We start from the raw sequence: 16,705 nt of genomic DNA on the forward strand, positions 1-16,705 counted from the left end.
CCGATCTTTTCGCAGCGGTTGTCCTCCATGCGCAACCCGCAGCGTAAGGGCGCCGCCGGGACCCGTCCCGGGTTCGGGCCGCTTCCTGCTCGCGGACGCGATGCAGTATCGTTACTGCGAGTTACCACACTGAGGTCCGACCACGCCGAGGGGAGCGTCGGTGCAGGGTGACCAGCTGATCGCGCAGCGTTATCGACTGCTCGAGCGGATCGGCACCGGCGGCATGGGCGTGGTCTGGCGTGCGCGCGACGAGCAGCTCGACCGCGTGGTGGCGGTCAAGCAGGCCCGGCTTTCCGACGCGGTGAGCGGCCGCACCCTGCGGCGTGAGGCGCGGCTCGCCGCCGGGGTGCAGCACCCGAACGTGGTCACCTTCTTCGACGTGGTGGCCGATGGCGACGAGCTGTGGCTGGTGATGGAGTACGTCCCGTCGCGCAGCCTCGCCGAGCTGCTGACCGAGCGAAGCAGCCTGCCGGTGCGCACGGTCGCGGAGATCGGCGTGCAGGTCGCGGCGGCGCTGGCCGCGGTCCACGAACGCGGCATCGTGCACCGCGACGTGAAGCCCGGCAACGTCCTGATCACCGACGACGGCCGCGCGAAGCTCACCGACTTCGGCATCTCCCGCTCGGTCCGCACCGACGAGACGCTCACCGACTCGCCGCTCATCGGCGGCACCCCGGGCTATCTCGCGCCGGAGGTCGCGCAGGGGCACGCGCCGACGCCCGCGTCGGACGTCTTCTCGTTGGGCGCCACGCTGTTCGCCGCCGCCGAGGGGGTGCCGCCCTTCGGTGGCGGCAACGAGTACGCGACGATCCACCGCGCCGCGGAGGGCGCCGTGCCGCAGCCGCGCCAGGCGAGCGATCTCGCGCCGGCGCTCGCCGCGCTGATGCGTTCCGCGCCCGCGGACCGGCCCACCGCCGCCGCCGCGCACGACCTCCTCGCGGCGGGGCTCGACGGGCTCCCGGCCGCGGCGCCGCTGCGCCCCGCCGGTGGCCGCCGACGCGGGCTGGTGCTCGCCGGGGTGACCGTCGCGGCGGTCGTGGTGCTCGCCGGCGTCGCGCTGATCGTGGTGCACGGCAAGGGAAAACCGGGGACCCCCGCCGCCGGCGCGGGCGCGTCCGCCGGACCCGCGAAGCTCGGGATCGGGCGCGATCCGCGCTCGGGCGACCCGTGCCGGCTCGTCGACCCGGCGCCGCTGAAGCCCTTCGGCGACCCCGAGGTGGACCCGGACTACGGCAACTTCGACCGCTGCGACGTGATCATCCACCGCCCTGGCGACGACGTGCAGGCCGACGTGAAGGTAGAGCTGCAGGACGCGCCCGCGGACAAAGCGGCGCCCGAGGGACAGCGCACGCGCTCGGCTCCGTTCGACGTGTTCGGCGACCCCGCGCAGGACGGCGACTGCGTGCGCCTGATCCGGCTGCAGGACGGCTACCTCGTGCGCGTGACCATCGCCGACGACCCGGGCGACCACCTCGACGTGTGCCAGGCCGCCGGGGTCGCGGTGGCGTCCGCGACGAAGGTGCTGGCCGCTTCGGGCGTTCCGGCGCGGGCGACGCCCTGGCCCGCGGGTTCGCTCGCGCGCGTCGACGCCTGCGCGCTGCTCGATCCGGCGACGCTCGGCAGCGCGGCGGGCGTCGCGGCTCCGGTGCAGGTGGAGCCCGGCTACGGCAACTGGACCTGCGATTGGGACAGCTCGGCTTCGAGCCGCGGGGTCACCGTGATCTTCGACCGCGACCAGCCGCCGGACGGGGGCACGGGCCAGCTCGTGCAGGTCGCCGGCCACGACGTGTACCTCAAGACCGACGAGTTCGCCGACGACACGTGCCAGGCTCTGCTGGTCTACCGCCGGTACACCGACGCGCACGGGGAGGCCGCGGTGGAGCAGCTCAAGGTCGTCGTGCACGGCGACCCGCCCTCGGCCCAGTTGTGCGCGCCGGCCACCGCGCTCGCCGGCACCGTCGTCTCGAAGCTGCCGCAGGCATGACCGCACTGCGCCCCGGCGGCCAGGCCGAACCCCTCGGTGCCGACCACGGCAGCCTCGCCTACGGCGTGCCGCCCTCGCCGCCCGGCACGATCTTCGCGCTGCCGTCACCGGCGGGATCCGCATGCCGCCGGTGACGGGCGCGAGGTGCTCTTCGGCCGCAACCGCGAGGACGTGCACGTGTGCGTCGGCGAGGACGACCGCAAGGTCAGCCGCAAGCAGGGGTTCCTCGTGCGCCGCCACGACGCCTGGTGGATGCACAACACGGGCCGGCTGCCGATCCGGCTGCCCGGCTCGCGGCTGCTGTTCCCCCAGGAGGAGCCGGTGCCGCTCGCACAGGGCTACACGGCCGTGTTCGTGCGCGGCTCCGCCGGCCGCGAGCACCTGCTCGAGCTGTACGTGTCGGGCGCGGACGGGCGGCGGCCCGAGTCGCAGCCGCAGGACAGACGGAGCCGCCGCGCATGTGGCGCCTCAGCCCCGAAGAACGGCTCGTGCTCGTGTCGCTGGCGCAGCGTTACCTGTTGCAGCAGCCGTATCCGCAACCGATGGCGTGGCGGCAGATCGCCGAGCAGCTCGCCGAGCTGGAACCGGGCAAGCGCTGGACGCCCAAGCGCGCGGAGCACCTCGTGGTCGCCGTGCGCGCCCGGCTCGCCCGCGCCGGCGTCGCGGGTCTCACGCGCGAGGAAGTCGGTGAGCCCGTGGGCAACTCCCTCAACGACAACCTCGTGAAGGAACTGCTGCTGTCCACCTCGCTCGTGCCGCCGGACCTCGCGATGCTCGAACCGGCCGACGACGAAGCCGGTGGTGCGCCCGGTTCGGGAGGGGTCCCGGCAGCGCCTGGTTAGCCTCGCGGGGCGCGGCGGGCCGGCCCCCGCGCCGGAGCGGGGGAGGGGGCGGTGTGACCGGTGCGGGGACGCGGGTGCTGCCCGCCGGGCACCCGAGCCTGGCGCGGGGGTTCGTGTCCCCGGCGGGCACGCTGGTGGTCCTCGGGCCGGCCGGGGAGTACTGGTGCCGCCGGGTGTGCTGGACCCGGTGACGTTCGGGCGCAACACCGCTGAGGTGTCCGTGCCGGTGGGGGAGGACGACCGGCGCGTGAGCCGCCGCCACGGCGTGCTGGAGCGCCACCGCGAACGCTGGTGGGTGCGGGCGACCGGCAAGGTTCCGTTGCGCCTGCCCGAGTCGCGGTTGCTCTTCACCGGCGCCGCGCCGGTGCCGCTGCCGGGCGGCTACCTGCCGCTGTTCGTGCACGGCTCCCGCGGGCGCGAGCACGTGCTGGAGGTCCACGTCGCCGACGGCCGGCCGGTCGCGCCACCCGTGGCCGACGGCGTGCTCGCCGCCTGGGAACGGCTCGCGCTCATCGTCGTCGGCCAGAGTTTCCTGCGCTGGGAAGCGCATCCGCGGGTGGTGCCGTTCGAGCGGGCGGCAACCCAGCTCACCGCCCTCGACCCCGCCGGCGGCTGGACCCCGCGCACGGTGCGCGCCGCGGTCGGCGCAGTGCGCGCCCGCCTCCCCCCGGCGTGCGGCGACGAGCAGCTGCTGACCGGCCTCGTCGCGTCGGCCGTGCTGGTGCCGCCGGACCTCGCCCTGTTGACCGCCACGGCAGCGTCGCCCGGGGCGTCCGACTGGACACAGAGGACAGTCGGCGAGTAGCGGCGCCGGAGGTGGTTGTGCCATCGCCCGGGCCGGGACGGACTCCGCGACGGCCGGGTGCCGAGTCTCACACCGCCGTTCGCTGCGGCCGATCGGCGCCGCGGAGGTGGGTGTCGAGGATGTCGAGGGCTTCGCCGAAGGCCGTGAACTGCTCGGGGGTGAGGTGGTCGACGAGGAGTTCACCGACGAGGGCGGCGTGGCCCGCGGCTGCTTCGCGAAGCTGTGACCAGCCGAGATCCGTGAGGAACGCGATCACGCCCCGGTCATCGGATTCGCACGAGCGGCGGCCGACGAGCCCGGTTTTCTCCAGCTGCCCGACCTGGTAGCTCAAGCCGCTCTTCGACGTCAGCGCGGCGCCGGCCAGCTCCGTCATCCGCAGCGCGCCGCCGGCGGCGGCGAGGCGGGCCAGAACTTCGTACTGTGGGTGTGAAAGCCCCGCGTCGTCGCGCAACTGCTGTTCGACGCGACGGTTGAGCTGCGAGGTCACCGCCAGGAAGGCCTGCCAGGTCTGCAGCTGGCGATCCGTGAGCCATCGGGGTTCGGCCATGCACCCATGGTAACGCAGGTTGTTCCAATTTGAACGTTGTTGTAGGGTCGGTCGAGTCGTGGTTCGAATTTGAACTACCTGGGAGAACGGAGCGGTCGATGGCCACAGCAGCGGAGGTGCGTACGCGGGTGCGGATCCCGCTGCGGCTGGGCGAGGACTTCGAGGTCGACGCGGAGGCCGTCACGTTCCGGGGGCTCACCGACGGGCTGGAGCACCTGGCATTCGTGCTGGGCGAGCCCGGTGACGTCCCGCTCGTGCGGCTGCACTCCGAGTGCCTCACCGGTGACGTCTTCGGCTCGGCCCGTTGTGACTGCGGCCCGCAGCTGCGCGAGTCCGTCGCGCGGATCTCCGAGGCCGGCGGCTACCTGCTGTACCTGCGCCAAGAGGGCCGCGGCATTGGTCTGTACAACAAGCTCGACGCGTACGCCCTGCAGGACAGCGGCCTCGACACGTACGCGGCCAACGCGGCGCTCGGCCTGCCCGAGGACGCCCGCGACTACACCGCCGCCGCGCAGATGCTCCTCGCGCTCGGGGTGCGGAAGCTCGACTTGCTGTCGAACAACCCGGACAAGGCCGCGCAGCTGACCGCGCACGGTCTCGAGGTGCACGAGCGAGTGCGCACCGGCGTGTTCGCGACCGAGACCAACGTCCGCTACCTGCGCGCGAAGATCGAGCACACCGGTCACAGCCTCACGCTGCCGAAGGGTTTCGGGCACGCCGGCATCGCCAGTTGACGTCGCGTCCGCCGGCTCGAATGGTCCATCGAGGCCTGCCGGCCGGCCGCACGTGCGCCGCCGCAGTCGTGAATGGACAGGATCGGCAACGCGTAGCCGCGGGGCCTCGTCCTGCAAGGGCGGGCCGCGCCGCTGCATGACCTGTCGCGTGGATGCGGCAGCCGCTTCACCGAGGTCATCGCGATGATCAGTGGCGTACAGTCGCTCGACGCGCCCGCGGCCGGCCGGCGGAGTCCGCGCGCAGCGGAGACCGTGAATCCGGCGCAAACCGTTTGCTGTGCGCGGTTTTCCACTGAGGAGCGAGCCTGGGTGGACACCAACCCACCGGAGTCAGGGCGCCGATTCGCGCACCACGAGCTCGCTCGGCAGCACCGTCGTCCCGCCCAGCGGCGCGCCGCCGGTAAGCCGGTCGAGGAGCTTGCGCGCCGCGGTTTCACCGAGGGCGCGCAGTGGCCGGCGGACGGTCGTGAGTCCCATGACCTCGGCGAGCGGGGTGTCGCCGAACCCGGCCACGGCGACCGTCTCCGGGACCGCGCGGCCCGCTTCGCGCAGACCGGTCAGCACTCCGGCGGCCAGGGCGTCGTCGCACGCGAACACCGCGTCGAAGCCGAGGCCGGCGGCGAGGAGTCTGCGCACGGCCAGCCGCCCGCCCGCCACGGTGAGGTCGGCTTCGGTCACGGCGGGTTCGCCCAGTGGCATCCCGGTTTCGGCCAGTGCCGCGCGGAAGCCCGCGAGCCGGCGGCCGGTGACCGCGGCCGGGCCGGTCACCACGGCGACGCGCCGCCGGCCGCGCGCCAGGAAATGGCGGGCCACGGCGGCCGCGCCGGCGGGGTCGTCCGCGGAGACCGACGCCAGCGTGGGGTGCGTCCCGTCGACCACGACCACGGGCAGGTCCGAATCGCGCAGCGCGTCGAGGTCCGTGACGGCGGGCGGGGGAGCGACCAGCAGCAGCCCGTCGAACGCGCGCGCCCGCACCTGGTGCCCGAAGCGCTCGAGCGACTCCTCGCCGCGATTCGTGGTGCCCAGCAGCAGGCCGTGGTCGTTCGCTTCGACGGCGTCGGCGATCGCCTGCAGCACCTCGCCCATGCCCGGCGGCGACAGTCCGGGCACGAGGACACCGACCAGCCCGGTGCGGCCCTTCGCCAGCCCGACCGCGCCGGCGCTCGGGATGTACCCGGTGGCGGCGATGACCTCGCGCACGCGTACGGCGGTCGCGGCGTCCACGTCGGACTTGTTGTTGAGCACCCGGGACACGGTCGTCTTGCTCACCCGCGCGCGGCGGGCGACCTCGGCGATCGTGACGCGCATAGGTCCTCCCGCGGAGCCCGTCCACCGGGCGCCGTCGTCCGGGCTGGCGGCCTCTCTTCCAAAATTACCCGTGTTCGGGGCCCCGGCCGGGCGTCCGTTCGGCGGTGTCCGTTCCGCCGGACGTGACATGTATAACAACCTATACGGTGACGCTCCGCCGCGTGTTCTCATGTCCGCGTGATCATCGACGCGGGCGAGCTCGCCCTCCTCCTGCTCGCCGGAGTCGGGGCCGGCCTCGTCGGCGCGACGGCCGGGCTCGCCTCGCTCGTGTCGTACCCCGCGTTGCTCGCCGCCGGAATGCCGCCGGTCGTCGCGAACATGACCAACACCGTCGCAATGCTCGGCACCACCGCGGGCGCGGCCGCGGGAGCGCGCCCGGAGCTCACCGGGCAGTGGCGCCGGCTGCTGCCGCTGTGCCTCATCACCACCGCGGGCGGCGCGTGCGGTGGGCTCGTGCTGCTGCTGACGCCGGCCGACGCGTTCACGGTCGTGGTGCCGTGGCTGATCGGTGGCGCGTCGCTGGTGCTGATGGCGGGTCCGCGGTTGCGCCGGTTGGCAGAAGGCACGGAAGGCTCGGAAGGCACGGAAGGCTCGGAGCGGCACGGGATCGGCCCGGGCACCGGCGCGGCCGCGTTCCTGGTCGGCGTCTACGGCGGCTACTTCGGCGCGGCGGCGGGGGTGCTGATGCTCGCGCTGCTCACGACCGTGTGGACACAGTCGCTGGCCCGCACGAACGCGGCGAAGAACATCGCGACGGGCACGGCGAACCTGGTCGCCGCGGTGGTCTTCTCCTTCACCGGCCGGGTGTTGTGGCCGGCGGCCCTCGCCGTGTGCCTCGGTTCGGTGGTGGGTTCCTGGCTGGGCTCGGTGCTGGTCCGGTATCTTCCCGCGACACCCCTGCGCATCGCGATCGCCCTCGGCGGGCTGGCGCTCGCGGTCGCGCTGGCCCGCGAAGCGTTCGCCGGCTGATCGCGGCGGAACCGTTGCCCCACGGGGATGACGCGCGAGTGCCTCAAAGGGCATGATCGCGGGGTATCCCGAGCAGGAGGCCAGATGAGCATTGTCGGCACCCGTGTGGTGCGTGTAGAGGACGAGAAGCTGATCACCTCGGGCGGAACGTACGTCGACGACTTGCGGGAGGCGGCGCTCACCGGCGCGCTCCACGCGGTCTTCGTGCGCAGCCCGATCGCCCACGCGCGCATCACCGGCATCGACGTGGAAGAGGCGAAACAGGCGCCGGGCGTCGTCGCCGTCTTCACCGCGGCGGACCTCGACCTCGCCCCGCACGAGGCCGGGCCCGTCCCCGAACCGTTCCTCGCCACCGACGTCGTGCGCTACGTCGGCGAACCCGTCGCGCTGGTGCTCACCGAAGAGCGCTACCAACTGGCCGACGCGGCGGAGCTGGTGGACGTCGACTACGACCCGCTCGACGCGGTGGCGAGCATCGACGCCGCGCTGTCAGGCGAAACCGAGCTGTTCCCCGGTGGCAACGTCGTGCAGGTGACCGGCGAGGGGGACCTCGACGACGCCGTGTTCGCCGGCTGCGACGTGGTGGTGACGCAGACGATCCTCAACCCGCGCGTGGCGCCCGCTCCGCTCGAGGTGCGCGGCGCGTCCGTGGCCTGGGGCGAAGACGGCCGGCTCACACTGTGGCTGTCGACGCAGAACGCCCAGATCGCCCGGACCACCGTCGCGAGCGCGCTGGGGCTGCCCGAAGAACAGGTGCGCGTGATCACGCCGGACGTCGGCGGCGGCTTCGGTGCGAAGATCGGCGCGGACCCGGAAGCGAGCCTGCTCGGCTGGGCCGCGCGGCGCGTCGAACGGCCGGTGCGGTGGGTCGAGTCGCGCAGCGAGAACCTGACCGCGATGACCCACGGGCGCGCGCAGCAGAACACGGTGACCATCGGCGGCAAGCGCGATGGCACCGTGCTGGCGTACCGGCTCGAGGTCGTGCAGGACGCGGGCGCCTATCCGCGCAGCCTCTTTCTCCCGACGCTGACGGAGCTGATGGCGCCGGGCGTCTACCGGTTCCCGGTCGTGCAGACCCGGAGCCGGGCGGTCGTCACGAACACCACGCCGATCGCGGCGTACCGCGGGGCCGGCCGGCCCGAGGCGACGGCCGCGGTCGAACGCGCGATGGACCTGTTCGCCGCGGAGATCGGGATGGATCCCGCCGAGGTGCGGCGCATCAACTTCATCCGGCCCGAGGAGTTCCCGTACACCACCAAGACCGGCGGGGACTACGACACGGGTGAGTACGCGGCCGCGCTCGACGGGGTGCTCGAAGCGGCGGGCTACGCCGAGCTGCGCGCGGAGCAGGAAACCCGCCGCGCCGCGGGTGATCCGGTGGCGTTGGGTCTCGGGATCGCAGCGTACGTCGAGATCACGGGCGGCGACGCCGGCGGTGAGAGCGGCCGCGTCGACCTCCACGCCGACGGCTCGGTCACCGCGTACACGGGCAGCTCGCCCCACGGCCAGGGCCTGGCGACGTCGCTGGCGATGCTGCTGTCGGACCGGCTCGGCGTGCCGATCGAGAAGATCACCGTGAAGCACGGCGACACCGACGACGTGCCGCGGGCGGTCGGCACGTTCGGCTCGCGGTCGCTGCAGCTGGGCGGTTCGGCCATCCGGCAGGCGGCCGACGCCGTGGTGGAGCAGGCCCGCGAACTCGCGGCCGACCTGCTTGAAGCGGCGCCAGAGGACCTGGAGCTCGACACCGACCGCGGCGTCTGGCAGGTGCGCGGCGCGCCGGCGAGCGTCACGCTCGACTGGGCCCGGGTGGTGTCCGCGGCCGAGGGCGGGACGCTGTCGGCCGACGTGTGGTTCGGCGACGGCAAGCCGACGTTCCCGTTCGGCGCGCACCTCGCGGTCGTCGAGGTCGACACGGAGACGGGCAAGGTCGAGGTGCGGCGCGTGATCGCGCTCGACGACGCGGGGCCGGTGGTGAACCCGCTGACGTTCCGCGGCCAGCGCCACGGCGGCCTCGGCCAGGGCGTCGCTCAGGCGCTGCTGGAGGTCGTGAACTACGACGAAGACGGCAACCCGACCACGGCGACGCTCGCGGACTACTCGTTCGTGACCGCGACCGAGCTGCCCGATTTCGAGCTCGTGGAGATGGAGACACCCACGACCCGGAACCTGCTGGGGGTCAAGGGCATCGGCGAGGCGGCAACGATCGGGTCGACGCCGGCCGTGCACAACGCCGTGGTCGACGCGCTCGCCCCGTACGGCGTGCGGCACCTGGACATGCCGACCACCCCGATGCGGGTGTGGACGGCCCTGAACGACGCGAGGAAGGCGAACTGACGTGCGGGTCTCCATAGAGGTCAACGGAAGGACCGTGGCCAGTGAGGTGCCCGACCGGACGCTGCTGGTGCACTACCTGCGCGACACGGCCGGGCTGACGGGCACCAACGTCGGCTGCGACACCACGTCGTGCGGCGCGTGCACCGTGCTGTTCGACGGCGAGTCGGTGAAGTCGTGCACCGTGCTGGCCGCGCAGGCGGACGGGCACGAAGTGACCACAGTGGAGGGTCTGGCCGGCGCGGACGGCGAGCTGCACCCCGTGCAGCGTGCGTTCCGCGAGCAGCACGGCCTGCAGTGCGGGTTCTGCACCCCGGGCATGATGATGGCGTCGGTGTCGTTGCTGAAGGAGAACCCGAAGCCGACGCGGCGCGAGGTGCGGGAAGCGCTCGAGGGCAACCTGTGCCGCTGCACAGGTTACCACAACATCGTGAGCGCCGTGGTCGAGGCCTCCGGGCAGGAGGTGGACCGGTGATCCCCGCCGAGTTCGCCTACCGCCGGGTGTCCACTGTGGACGAGGCGCTGGCCGTGCTGGCCGAGCACGGCGACGATGCCAAGGTCCTGGCCGGCGGGCATTCGCTGCTGCCGCTGATGAAGCTGCGGTTCGCGGCGCCGGAGGTCGTGGTGGACATCGGGCCGCTGGACGAGCTGAAGTTCGTGCGCCTCGACGGCGACGAGGTCGTGATCGGTGCCCTGTCGCGCTACCACGACCTGCACGGCGACCCCGTGCTCGCCGAGCACGCGCCGCTGGTGGCGCACGCGTCGGGTGCGGTCGGTGACCCCCAGGTGCGCCACCGCGGCACGCTCGGCGGTTCGCTCGTGCACGCCGACGCGGCGGCCGACCTGCCCGCCGTGGTCCTCGCGTCGGGCGGCACGCTCGTCGCCCGCGGCCCCGCAGGGGAGCGGCGGATCCCCGCGGCCGAGTTCTTCCTCGGTCCGTTCACCACGCCGCTGGAACCCGACGAGCTGCTGAGCGAGATCCGGTTGCCGAGCCAGGCCGGTCTCGGGTGGGGCTTCGAGAAGTTCACGCGCCGCTCCATCGACTGGGCGATCGTCGGCGTGGCCGTCGTCGGCCGGTCCGTGGGCCTGATCAACCTGGGTGGCACGCCGCTGCGGGCGGCCGCGACGGAGAAGGCCCTGGCGGACGGCGCCTCGGCGGACGAGGCGGCGGCGCTGGCGGCGCAGGACACCTCCCCGCCCGACGAGCCCCACGCGTCGGCCGAGTACCGGCGGCACCTGGCGCGTGTGCTGACCCGCCGCGCCCTGCTGGCGGCCGGCATCGCCTGATCGCTCCGGCTGGCGGGATCACGACGTCCGTTTCCCGCCAGCCGGTGCGTTCGCCCCTGCGCAGACTGGCGAGGTGAACGTTTCCCCGCACACTCCCATCGAGCCCGGCATCCTCTACTTCGGCACTCCGGTCGTGCTGATCTCGACGACCAATGAGGACGGTTCGGCGAACCTGGCACCCATGTCGTCGGCCTTCTGGCTCGGCTGGCGCGCCATGCTCGGCCTGGGCGCCCGCTCCAAGACGACGGCGAACCTGCTGCGCACGCGCGAATGCGTCCTGAACCTCCCCTCGGCCGACCTCGCACCGGCCGTCGACCGGCTCGCCTTCACCACCGGCTCCGACCCCGTCCCACCGGGCAAGACGAGGCGCGGCTACTTCCACGTCGCGGACAAGTTCGGCCGCGCGGGCTTCACGGCCGTTCCGTCCGGAACCGTCGCGCCCCCGCGGGTCGCCGAATGCCCCGTCGCCCTGGAAGCCGTCCTCGAAGCCACCCACCCGTTCGCCACCGACGACCCCGCCCAGTCCGGCTCCGTCCTGGGCCTGGAAGTCCGCGTCCAGCGCGTCCTGGTGCACGACGCCATCCGCCGGACCGACGCGCCCGACCACATCGACCCCGACGCGTGGCGGCCGCTGATCATGAGCTTCCAGAAGCTGTACGGCCTGGGGCCGCAGGTGCACGAATCGACGTTGGCCCGGATCCCGGAGCGCCTGTACCGGGGGCCGGACATCGACCGAGCCAGGAGGATCGGCGCCTGAGCGCTCCGCTGACGACGCGATGGACCTCAGCTGACCGGAATCCGATGAGAATGTCCACAACAGACAAAATTGCCGGGGTGGTGTCCCGGTTCGGCAACCAGAACACCACCCCGGCGGTCGCCGGGCGCGGAAGTTCCCCTGACCCACCCTCACCATCCCGGACGAACCAGCACGCGGTGATGAGTTGTGCCACGTACACCGTCACCTGTGCGCCGTGCTGGGCTGCGCTGTCCCTGGGGAATCGAACCCCCGCGTTGCCCGCCACGCGCCAGGAGGTGGGCCGGAATGACCGCCGGCCCTCGGTGTGTGCTCGCGTTCGCTCGGGGTGGTTACCGGCTTCCGCGCCGGGAGACTCAGGGCAGCAGGTCGGCTTCCCAGTTGGTGCGCTGGATGTCGACGTCGAGGGTGCGCAGGTCCAGGGCGACGCGGTCGGCGCGGTCGCGCAGTTCGGCCACGGGGAGGGCGGCCAGCTGGCGCAGTTCGGACCGCAGCTGGCGCGCGATGCCGTGCCCGCGGCCGGACGCGGCGTCGGCGGCGGCCGTGAGGACGGAGTGGCGCAGGCGGAGCGCGTCGCGGCGGGCCAGAGCGTCCGTGACGCTGCCGTCGCCCAGCGGGGTTTGCGCGTTGGTGCGGTTGATACGCCGGATCAGGTCCTCGAGTTCGTCGAGGGTGGTGCCGGCTTCCGTGAGCAGGTCGGCGGCGTTCTCGGCCGGCTCTTCACCCTCTTGGTAACGCGCGCTCGCCACGATCCGCGTGCGCAGCTGCTCGATCCGCTTGGTCGCGTCGGCACGCAGCGCCAGGGCTTCCGCGAGCTTCATCTCCTCTCTCATGCCTCGACGGTAACCGGCAAGATCACCGCGGGCCACCGATTTTCAATCCGCCGTCCACGCGGCGAGAGCCGGTGCCAGTGCCTTGATCCCCGCCGTCACCGTGGCGCGGCCCTTCGCCGACGAAGTGCCGGCCCGCTGCTGCGTGAAGAGCACCACCACGTACCGCGAGTCGACGATGCCGGTGGTGTTGAGCACGAGTGCGGACCGCCGGATCATCCAGCACTGCTTGATCTCCCACGTCGAACCGGGCAGCCCGTCGGGGATGCCGAAGTACTGGGGGTAGCCGTCGTCGGCGGGCTGGCGGGCGTCGGCGAGCGCGGTGAGCAACGGCTGTGCCGTGGCGGCGGGGACGGTGTTCTCGAGGTAGCGGTAGGTGGTGACGACGTCCTCGGGACTCATCTTCGTCATGCCCCACTCGCCGGGCTCGGTCGGCTCTAGTGTGTGCGACAGTCCGATGAGGTCGGTCATCCGGCCGATGACCGCCGTGTCGCCGCCTTCTTCCCACAGCTTGGAGGCGATGGCGTCGTCGCTGCCGGCGAGCATGTCGGTGAGGTCCTGCGCGTCCTCGCCTTCCGGGACCCGCCACGTGCCGTCGTCGTAGAGCGAGTCGAGCGCGATCAGCAGTTTGACCACCGAAGCCGTGTAGTGCGGCTGGTCGGGATCGGTCTCCGCGATCGTCTTGCCCGTCTTCTCGTCGTAGACCACGAGCCCCACCTGCGTGCCCTTCGACGCGGCGGTGGCGGCGTCGGTCACCTCGTCCGCCACCTCCGCCGGGTCCGGCAGCGGGGTGGCCGGGGTCGGCGTCGGTGGCTCGCTGCTGCTCGGCGGGTCCGAGGAGGTCGGCGGGGACGCCGGAACCACGGCCGCGACCGGGGTGTCGTGCCGGGCACTCGCGGTGACCGCGATCGCCGTGGTGAGGACCGTCGCGGTGAGACCAGCGGCGGCCAGCGTCCATCCGAGAGCCCGTGCCATGTCTGGACAACGTGCGGAACGCTTGGGTTGCAGCGGTTTTCGCCTGTTCGTTTCCTGTGTGTTGCTTCGCCGCCGCGGCGCTCGCGCTGATGATCGCCACGTCCGGGTTCGTCCGGTTCGGCGCCCCGGCTGTTCCTGGCGGCCCGCCGTCCGGTCGGCCCGCGGTGAACGGTCCACACGGGACGGGAGGACGCCCGCGCCGCCCGCTACTGCGTTGCCGGAGCAACCCGGCGCGCCGGTAGCCTGAGCGGCGGCAGCAGTGGCCACGGCGAAGGGGGAACCATGGCGACGGAGCGGATCGGGCCGCCGTCGATCGCGGGGGAGCGGGAGATGCTGCGGGCGTTCCTGGACTTCCACCGCGCGACGCTCGCGATGAAGTGCGACGGCCTGTCCGACGAGCAGCTGCGGCAGCGCTCGATGCCGCCGTCCACGCTGTCGCTGCTGGGGCTGGTGCGGCACCTCGCCGAGGTCGAGCGCACGTGGTTCCGCCGGGTAGTCGACGGCGAGGACGTCCCGCTCGTCTGGTCGCCCGACGGCGACTTCCAGGTCGCCTACGACGCGACCGAGTCGACGCGCGCGGAGGCGTTCGCCGCGTGGCAGGAGGAGGTGGCGCACTCGCGGCGGATCGAGGCGGCGGCCGAGTCGCTCGACGTCGTCGTCCACAACGCACGCTGGGGTGAGGACGTGTCGCTGCGGCTGGTGATGCTGCACCTGATCCACGAATACGCGCGCCACAACGGCCACGCCGACTTCCTGCGCGAGGGGGTCGACGGGGTGACCGGGGTGTGAGAAGGCGGACTCTGACTTGTGTAAGGAAAGTCAGGGGCCTAGTGTCGGCGCGATGGCGAGCGGGAAGCGGATCCTCGTGGTGGGCGCCGGTGCGACCGGCGGGTTCTTCGGCGGCCGGCTGCACCAGGCCGGGCGCGACGTGACGTTCCTGGTGCGCCCGCGGCGGGCGAAGCTCCTGGCGGAGCGCGGCCTGCGCATCACGGGCCTCGGCGAGGAGACGGTGCTGACGCCGAACCTCGTCGAAGCGGACCGGCTGACCGGGCCCTACGACCTCGTGCTGTTCACGGTCAAGGCGGCCGGGCTCGAGCAGGCCGCCGCGGACGTGGCGCCGGCCGTCGGCCCGCGCACCCTCGTGCTGCCCGTGCTCAACGGCATGCGCCACGTCGACGTGCTCACCGCGCGCTTCGGCGAGGAGCGTGTACTCGGCGGCGTCGCGATCGTCGCGACCACTGTGGACGGTTCCGGTGACATCCGGCGGCTCGTCGACATGCAGTCGCTCACCTACGGCGCCCGCAGCGAGTCGGCCCCGCCCGAGCTCGCCGACGTGCACGCACTGCTCTCGGACGCCGGCTTCCCCACGGCGCTGGCACCGGACATCACGTCGCAGATGTGGGCGAAGTGGGCCTTCATCGCGTCGATCGGCGCGGTGACCGCGCTCATGCGCGGCACCGTCGGCGACGTCGCCGGGCAGCCCGGCGGGATCGCCTTCGCCGACGCCGTCGTCGCCGAGTGCGCAGCTGTCGCGGAGGCGGCCGGCCACCCCGTGGCGGCGCCCGCGCTCGAGAACGCCCGCGCGACCGTCACCGAGATCGGCTCGCCCCGTGCGCCGTCGTTGTACCGGGACCTCACTTCCGGCCGACCCGTGGAAGGCGAGCAGATCTTCGGCGACCTCGTCGACCGCGCCCACGCGCTCGGCGTCTCCGTGCCGCTGCTCGAACTCGTGCGGCTCAACCTGCGCGTGTACCAGTCGCGCCTCGGCTGAACCGCGGTTCGGCGCCCGCCGAAAATTTCCCGGACTCCGGTGAACCGGATCGGTGGCGGCGCACGTGACAGAGGCGGACGGGCGCGAAGGTCGTGCCCGGCGTGACACGGACGAATGGTCTTTCGGGCACCGGTTCGAGTGGTGATTTCCCGCCACACCAGGACTGCTAGGCTCCGATCAGTGACATCAGCGCCGGTTTTGGCACTGGTGTCCGGACCGCGGCCCCAGGCCGTGCACGACCCGCCTTGCGGAAGGATGCTCTCGGGTATGGCGGACAGGTTCGAGTTCGTTCTCGACGTCGTCGAAGCTCTAGTGGTCGGCCAGGCAACCGGCGGGGACATCCGCCAGTACCCGTTGCGGATCGGGACGGTGCCTTCGGATCCGGTGCGCTTCGTCCGCGTGGCGACGCAGGTCTACCGCGCGATGGAGGACCGCAGGCTCTCCGTGCACGGTGAGCTCAACCCCCACGTTCGCACGGCGTTCGGGTTGCTCGCCCGGCCGCGGGTTTCCGTGGCGGTGACCGGGATCGACGGTGTCGGCGCAGATATCGCGGTGCTCGCGCTCACCGACGGCCGGCAGGCGCTCGGGATCACGCAGGACCCCCTCACGGACGAACTCCTCTTCTCCCTCTTCGCGGACGAGAACTTCGTCGAGGTCGTCACCGGCGTGCTGCCGCCGGCCCGCCCGGCGTCCACCGGCACCCACACCGTCCGCCGCGAGGCGACGCGCTCGGTGTCGGCGATGACGGCCCGGCGGATGGCCGAAGCGGCGGAGGACGAAGAAGAGACCGACGCATTCGGGATGATCGAGGTGCGCGGCACCGTCCAGCCGCGGCGCCCGGACCCCCGCGTGCGGCGGTCGGAAGGCAGCACCGAGGTGCTCGAACGCGTGCTGGCCGCGCCGCGGCTCGGCGGCGGGCACATCACCGTCTCCGGCATCAGCCGGCGGGGCGAGCGGCTGGCCGCCGATCCGTTGAGCTGGCTCGACACCGCAGACGGCCGCTACCTGGTCCACACCACCACGGGCGCGTCCGGTGAGCTGAGCGCGCAGTACGTCCCCGCAGGGCGGTCCGAGGTGGCCCGCGCCGTGCAACACGCCATCGCCGCCGTCTACTGACGAGCGCGCGGAAGAACGAGGAGGGAGCCCGATGGCCGACGACACGACGCCGGTCCCGGCGACGCGCGAACTGACCCCGCGCCTGTCCGGAACCGCGCTCAAGCAGCTGGCGGAGTCCGGCAGTTTCGCGGTGGACGACACCACCGGCAACCAGATGATCGAATCGCTCGAGGGTGTGATCGACACCCTTCAGTCGCGGTGGGACGCTCTGCAGAAACTGGGCCAGAGCCCGTTGATGTCCGAGACGGCCACCGGCAAGTGGGTGGCGAACCACATGCTCAACACGGCCAGCGACGCGCAAGGGCTGCTGACGCAGCTGCAGGCGGCGAAGCAGGAGTTCCCGACGTACGTCGAGGCGATCAAGCTGGCCAAGCAGAACTACCGCGACAGCGACTCCGCGTCCCGCGACTCGCTGAAGCAGCTCCCCGTCGACGAGCTTTCCTGAGGAG

At 72.7% G+C, this 16,705-nt stretch carries 19 protein-coding genes; 15 read left to right on the forward strand and 4 right to left on the reverse strand.

Annotated elements, in window-relative coordinates:
* The first annotated feature begins 160 nt into the window (after positions 1-160).
* The 5 genes from I6J71_RS16580 (at position 161) to I6J71_RS16595 (ending at position 3,631) form a co-directional block, all read left to right on the forward strand.
* Positions 161-1,984: a serine/threonine-protein kinase gene (locus tag I6J71_RS16580; RefSeq protein WP_204095519.1), complete on the forward strand. Its 1,824-nt coding sequence runs from the start codon at positions 161-163 to the stop codon at positions 1,982-1,984.
* Positions 1,981-2,118 (forward strand): hypothetical protein, encoded by a 138-nt coding sequence (locus I6J71_RS48290; RefSeq protein ID WP_239154918.1) that lies wholly within the window; start codon positions 1,981-1,983, stop codon positions 2,116-2,118. The genes I6J71_RS16580 and I6J71_RS48290 overlap by 4 nt, the downstream gene beginning before the upstream one ends.
* Before the next feature lie 324 nt (positions 2,119-2,442).
* Complete coding sequence (locus I6J71_RS48295) at positions 2,443-2,826, forward strand: hypothetical protein (RefSeq protein WP_239154920.1); 384 nt, start codon at positions 2,443-2,445, stop codon at positions 2,824-2,826.
* A 53-nt stretch (positions 2,827-2,879) separates the two neighbouring features.
* Positions 2,880-3,017, forward strand: coding sequence for a hypothetical protein (locus I6J71_RS16590; protein ID WP_204095520.1), 138 nt, complete (start codon positions 2,880-2,882; stop codon positions 3,015-3,017).
* Positions 2,990-3,631 carry an FHA domain-containing protein gene (locus I6J71_RS16595; RefSeq protein WP_204095521.1) on the forward strand — a complete coding sequence of 214 codons (642 nt, stop codon included), beginning with the start codon at positions 2,990-2,992 and terminating at the stop codon, positions 3,629-3,631. Before I6J71_RS16590 ends, I6J71_RS16595 begins: the two co-directional genes overlap by 28 nt.
* Before the next feature lie 67 nt (positions 3,632-3,698).
* Here the strand turns inward: I6J71_RS16595 and I6J71_RS16600 are convergent, their stop codons facing one another.
* Positions 3,699-4,178 carry a MarR family winged helix-turn-helix transcriptional regulator gene (locus tag I6J71_RS16600; RefSeq protein WP_204095522.1) on the reverse strand — a complete coding sequence of 160 codons (480 nt, stop codon included), beginning with the start codon at positions 4,176-4,178 and terminating at the stop codon, positions 3,699-3,701.
* Positions 4,179-4,276: 98 nt separating this feature from the next.
* Here I6J71_RS16600 and ribA point away from each other — a divergent pair, with 98 nt between their 5' ends.
* Entirely contained in the window at positions 4,277-4,912 is a 636-nt protein-coding gene (gene ribA, locus I6J71_RS16605) for a GTP cyclohydrolase II (RefSeq protein ID WP_204095523.1), read from the forward strand.
* 330 nt (positions 4,913-5,242) lie between these two features.
* Here the strand turns inward: ribA and I6J71_RS16610 are convergent, their stop codons facing one another.
* Entirely contained in the window at positions 5,243-6,220 is a 978-nt protein-coding gene (locus I6J71_RS16610) for a LacI family DNA-binding transcriptional regulator (RefSeq protein WP_204095524.1), read from the reverse strand.
* 177 nt (positions 6,221-6,397) lie between these two features.
* On the opposite strand from I6J71_RS16610, the gene I6J71_RS16615 reads away from it, so the two are divergent.
* The 5 genes from I6J71_RS16615 (at position 6,398) to I6J71_RS16635 (ending at position 11,567) form a co-directional block, all read left to right on the forward strand.
* Positions 6,398-7,189, forward strand: coding sequence for a sulfite exporter TauE/SafE family protein (locus I6J71_RS16615; protein WP_204095525.1), 792 nt, complete (start codon positions 6,398-6,400; stop codon positions 7,187-7,189).
* Between the two features lie 84 nt (positions 7,190-7,273).
* Entirely contained in the window at positions 7,274-9,526 is a 2,253-nt protein-coding gene (locus I6J71_RS16620) for a xanthine dehydrogenase family protein molybdopterin-binding subunit (protein ID WP_204095526.1), read from the forward strand.
* A gap of 1 nt (position 9,527) precedes the next feature.
* Positions 9,528-9,998, forward strand: a complete 471-nt coding sequence (locus tag I6J71_RS16625; RefSeq protein ID WP_204095527.1) for a (2Fe-2S)-binding protein — start codon at positions 9,528-9,530, stop codon at positions 9,996-9,998.
* On the forward strand, positions 9,995-10,810 hold the full coding sequence (locus I6J71_RS16630) for a xanthine dehydrogenase family protein subunit M (protein WP_204095528.1): 816 nt from the start codon (positions 9,995-9,997) through the stop codon (positions 10,808-10,810). The genes I6J71_RS16625 and I6J71_RS16630 overlap by 4 nt, the downstream gene beginning before the upstream one ends.
* 73 nt (positions 10,811-10,883) lie before the next feature.
* Entirely contained in the window at positions 10,884-11,567 is a 684-nt protein-coding gene (locus I6J71_RS16635; RefSeq protein ID WP_204095529.1) for a flavin reductase family protein, read from the forward strand.
* A gap of 353 nt (positions 11,568-11,920) precedes the next feature.
* Here the strand turns inward: I6J71_RS16635 and I6J71_RS16640 are convergent, their stop codons facing one another.
* Together I6J71_RS16640 and I6J71_RS16645 are read right to left on the reverse strand one after the other, a co-directional pair.
* Positions 11,921-12,397, reverse strand: coding sequence for a DIP1984 family protein (locus I6J71_RS16640; protein ID WP_239154922.1), 477 nt, complete (start codon positions 12,395-12,397; stop codon positions 11,921-11,923).
* A 42-nt stretch (positions 12,398-12,439) separates the two neighbouring features.
* On the reverse strand, positions 12,440-13,369 hold the full coding sequence (locus I6J71_RS16645; protein ID WP_204095530.1) for a hypothetical protein: 930 nt from the start codon (positions 13,367-13,369) through the stop codon (positions 12,440-12,442).
* Positions 13,370-13,651: 282 nt separating this feature from the next.
* Here I6J71_RS16645 and I6J71_RS16650 point away from each other — a divergent pair, with 282 nt between their 5' ends.
* The 4 genes from I6J71_RS16650 to I6J71_RS16665 all read left to right on the forward strand — a co-directional run bounded on the left by I6J71_RS16650 (position 13,652) and on the right by I6J71_RS16665 (position 16,701).
* Entirely contained in the window at positions 13,652-14,158 is a 507-nt protein-coding gene (locus I6J71_RS16650; protein ID WP_204095531.1) for a DinB family protein, read from the forward strand.
* A gap of 52 nt (positions 14,159-14,210) precedes the next feature.
* A complete protein-coding gene (locus I6J71_RS16655) occupies positions 14,211-15,140 on the forward strand; it encodes a 2-dehydropantoate 2-reductase (RefSeq protein ID WP_204095532.1) in 930 nt (309 codons plus the stop codon).
* A 267-nt stretch (positions 15,141-15,407) separates the two neighbouring features.
* Complete coding sequence (locus tag I6J71_RS16660) at positions 15,408-16,256, forward strand: ESX secretion-associated protein EspG (protein WP_204095533.1); 849 nt, start codon at positions 15,408-15,410, stop codon at positions 16,254-16,256.
* Between the two features lie 31 nt (positions 16,257-16,287).
* A complete protein-coding gene (locus tag I6J71_RS16665; protein WP_239154924.1) occupies positions 16,288-16,701 on the forward strand; it encodes a hypothetical protein in 414 nt (137 codons plus the stop codon).
* Positions 16,702-16,705 lie beyond the last annotated feature (4 nt).

The sequence above is a fragment of the Amycolatopsis sp. FDAARGOS 1241 genome (genome assembly GCF_016889705.1).
Classification (GTDB): Bacteria; Actinomycetota; Actinomycetes; order Mycobacteriales; family Pseudonocardiaceae; genus Amycolatopsis.

What these genes read in the sequence shown, in the direction of transcription:
- I6J71_RS48290 (WP_239154918.1), top strand. Translation starts at nt 1,981, where the DNA reads ATGACCGCACTGCGCCCCGGCGGCCAGGCCGAACCCCTCGGTGCCGAC.
- I6J71_RS48295 (WP_239154920.1), top strand. Translation starts at nt 2,443, where the DNA reads ATGTGGCGCCTCAGCCCCGAAGAACGGCTCGTGCTCGTGTCGCTGGCG.
- I6J71_RS16600 (WP_204095522.1), bottom strand. Translation starts at nt 4,178, where the DNA reads ATGGCCGAACCCCGATGGCTCACGGATCGCCAGCTGCAGACCTGGCAG.
- ribA (WP_204095523.1), top strand. Translation starts at nt 4,277, where the DNA reads ATGGCCACAGCAGCGGAGGTGCGTACGCGGGTGCGGATCCCGCTGCGG.
- I6J71_RS16610 (WP_204095524.1), bottom strand. Translation starts at nt 6,220, where the DNA reads ATGCGCGTCACGATCGCCGAGGTCGCCCGCCGCGCGCGGGTGAGCAAG.
- I6J71_RS16620 (WP_204095526.1), top strand. Translation starts at nt 7,274, where the DNA reads ATGAGCATTGTCGGCACCCGTGTGGTGCGTGTAGAGGACGAGAAGCTG.
- I6J71_RS16640 (WP_239154922.1), bottom strand. Translation starts at nt 12,397, where the DNA reads ATGAGAGAGGAGATGAAGCTCGCGGAAGCCCTGGCGCTGCGTGCCGAC.
- I6J71_RS16645 (WP_204095530.1), bottom strand. Translation starts at nt 13,369, where the DNA reads ATGGCACGGGCTCTCGGATGGACGCTGGCCGCCGCTGGTCTCACCGCG.
- I6J71_RS16650 (WP_204095531.1), top strand. Translation starts at nt 13,652, where the DNA reads ATGGCGACGGAGCGGATCGGGCCGCCGTCGATCGCGGGGGAGCGGGAG.
- I6J71_RS16655 (WP_204095532.1), top strand. Translation starts at nt 14,211, where the DNA reads ATGGCGAGCGGGAAGCGGATCCTCGTGGTGGGCGCCGGTGCGACCGGC.
- I6J71_RS16660 (WP_204095533.1), top strand. Translation starts at nt 15,408, where the DNA reads ATGGCGGACAGGTTCGAGTTCGTTCTCGACGTCGTCGAAGCTCTAGTG.
- I6J71_RS16665 (WP_239154924.1), top strand. Translation starts at nt 16,288, where the DNA reads ATGGCCGACGACACGACGCCGGTCCCGGCGACGCGCGAACTGACCCCG.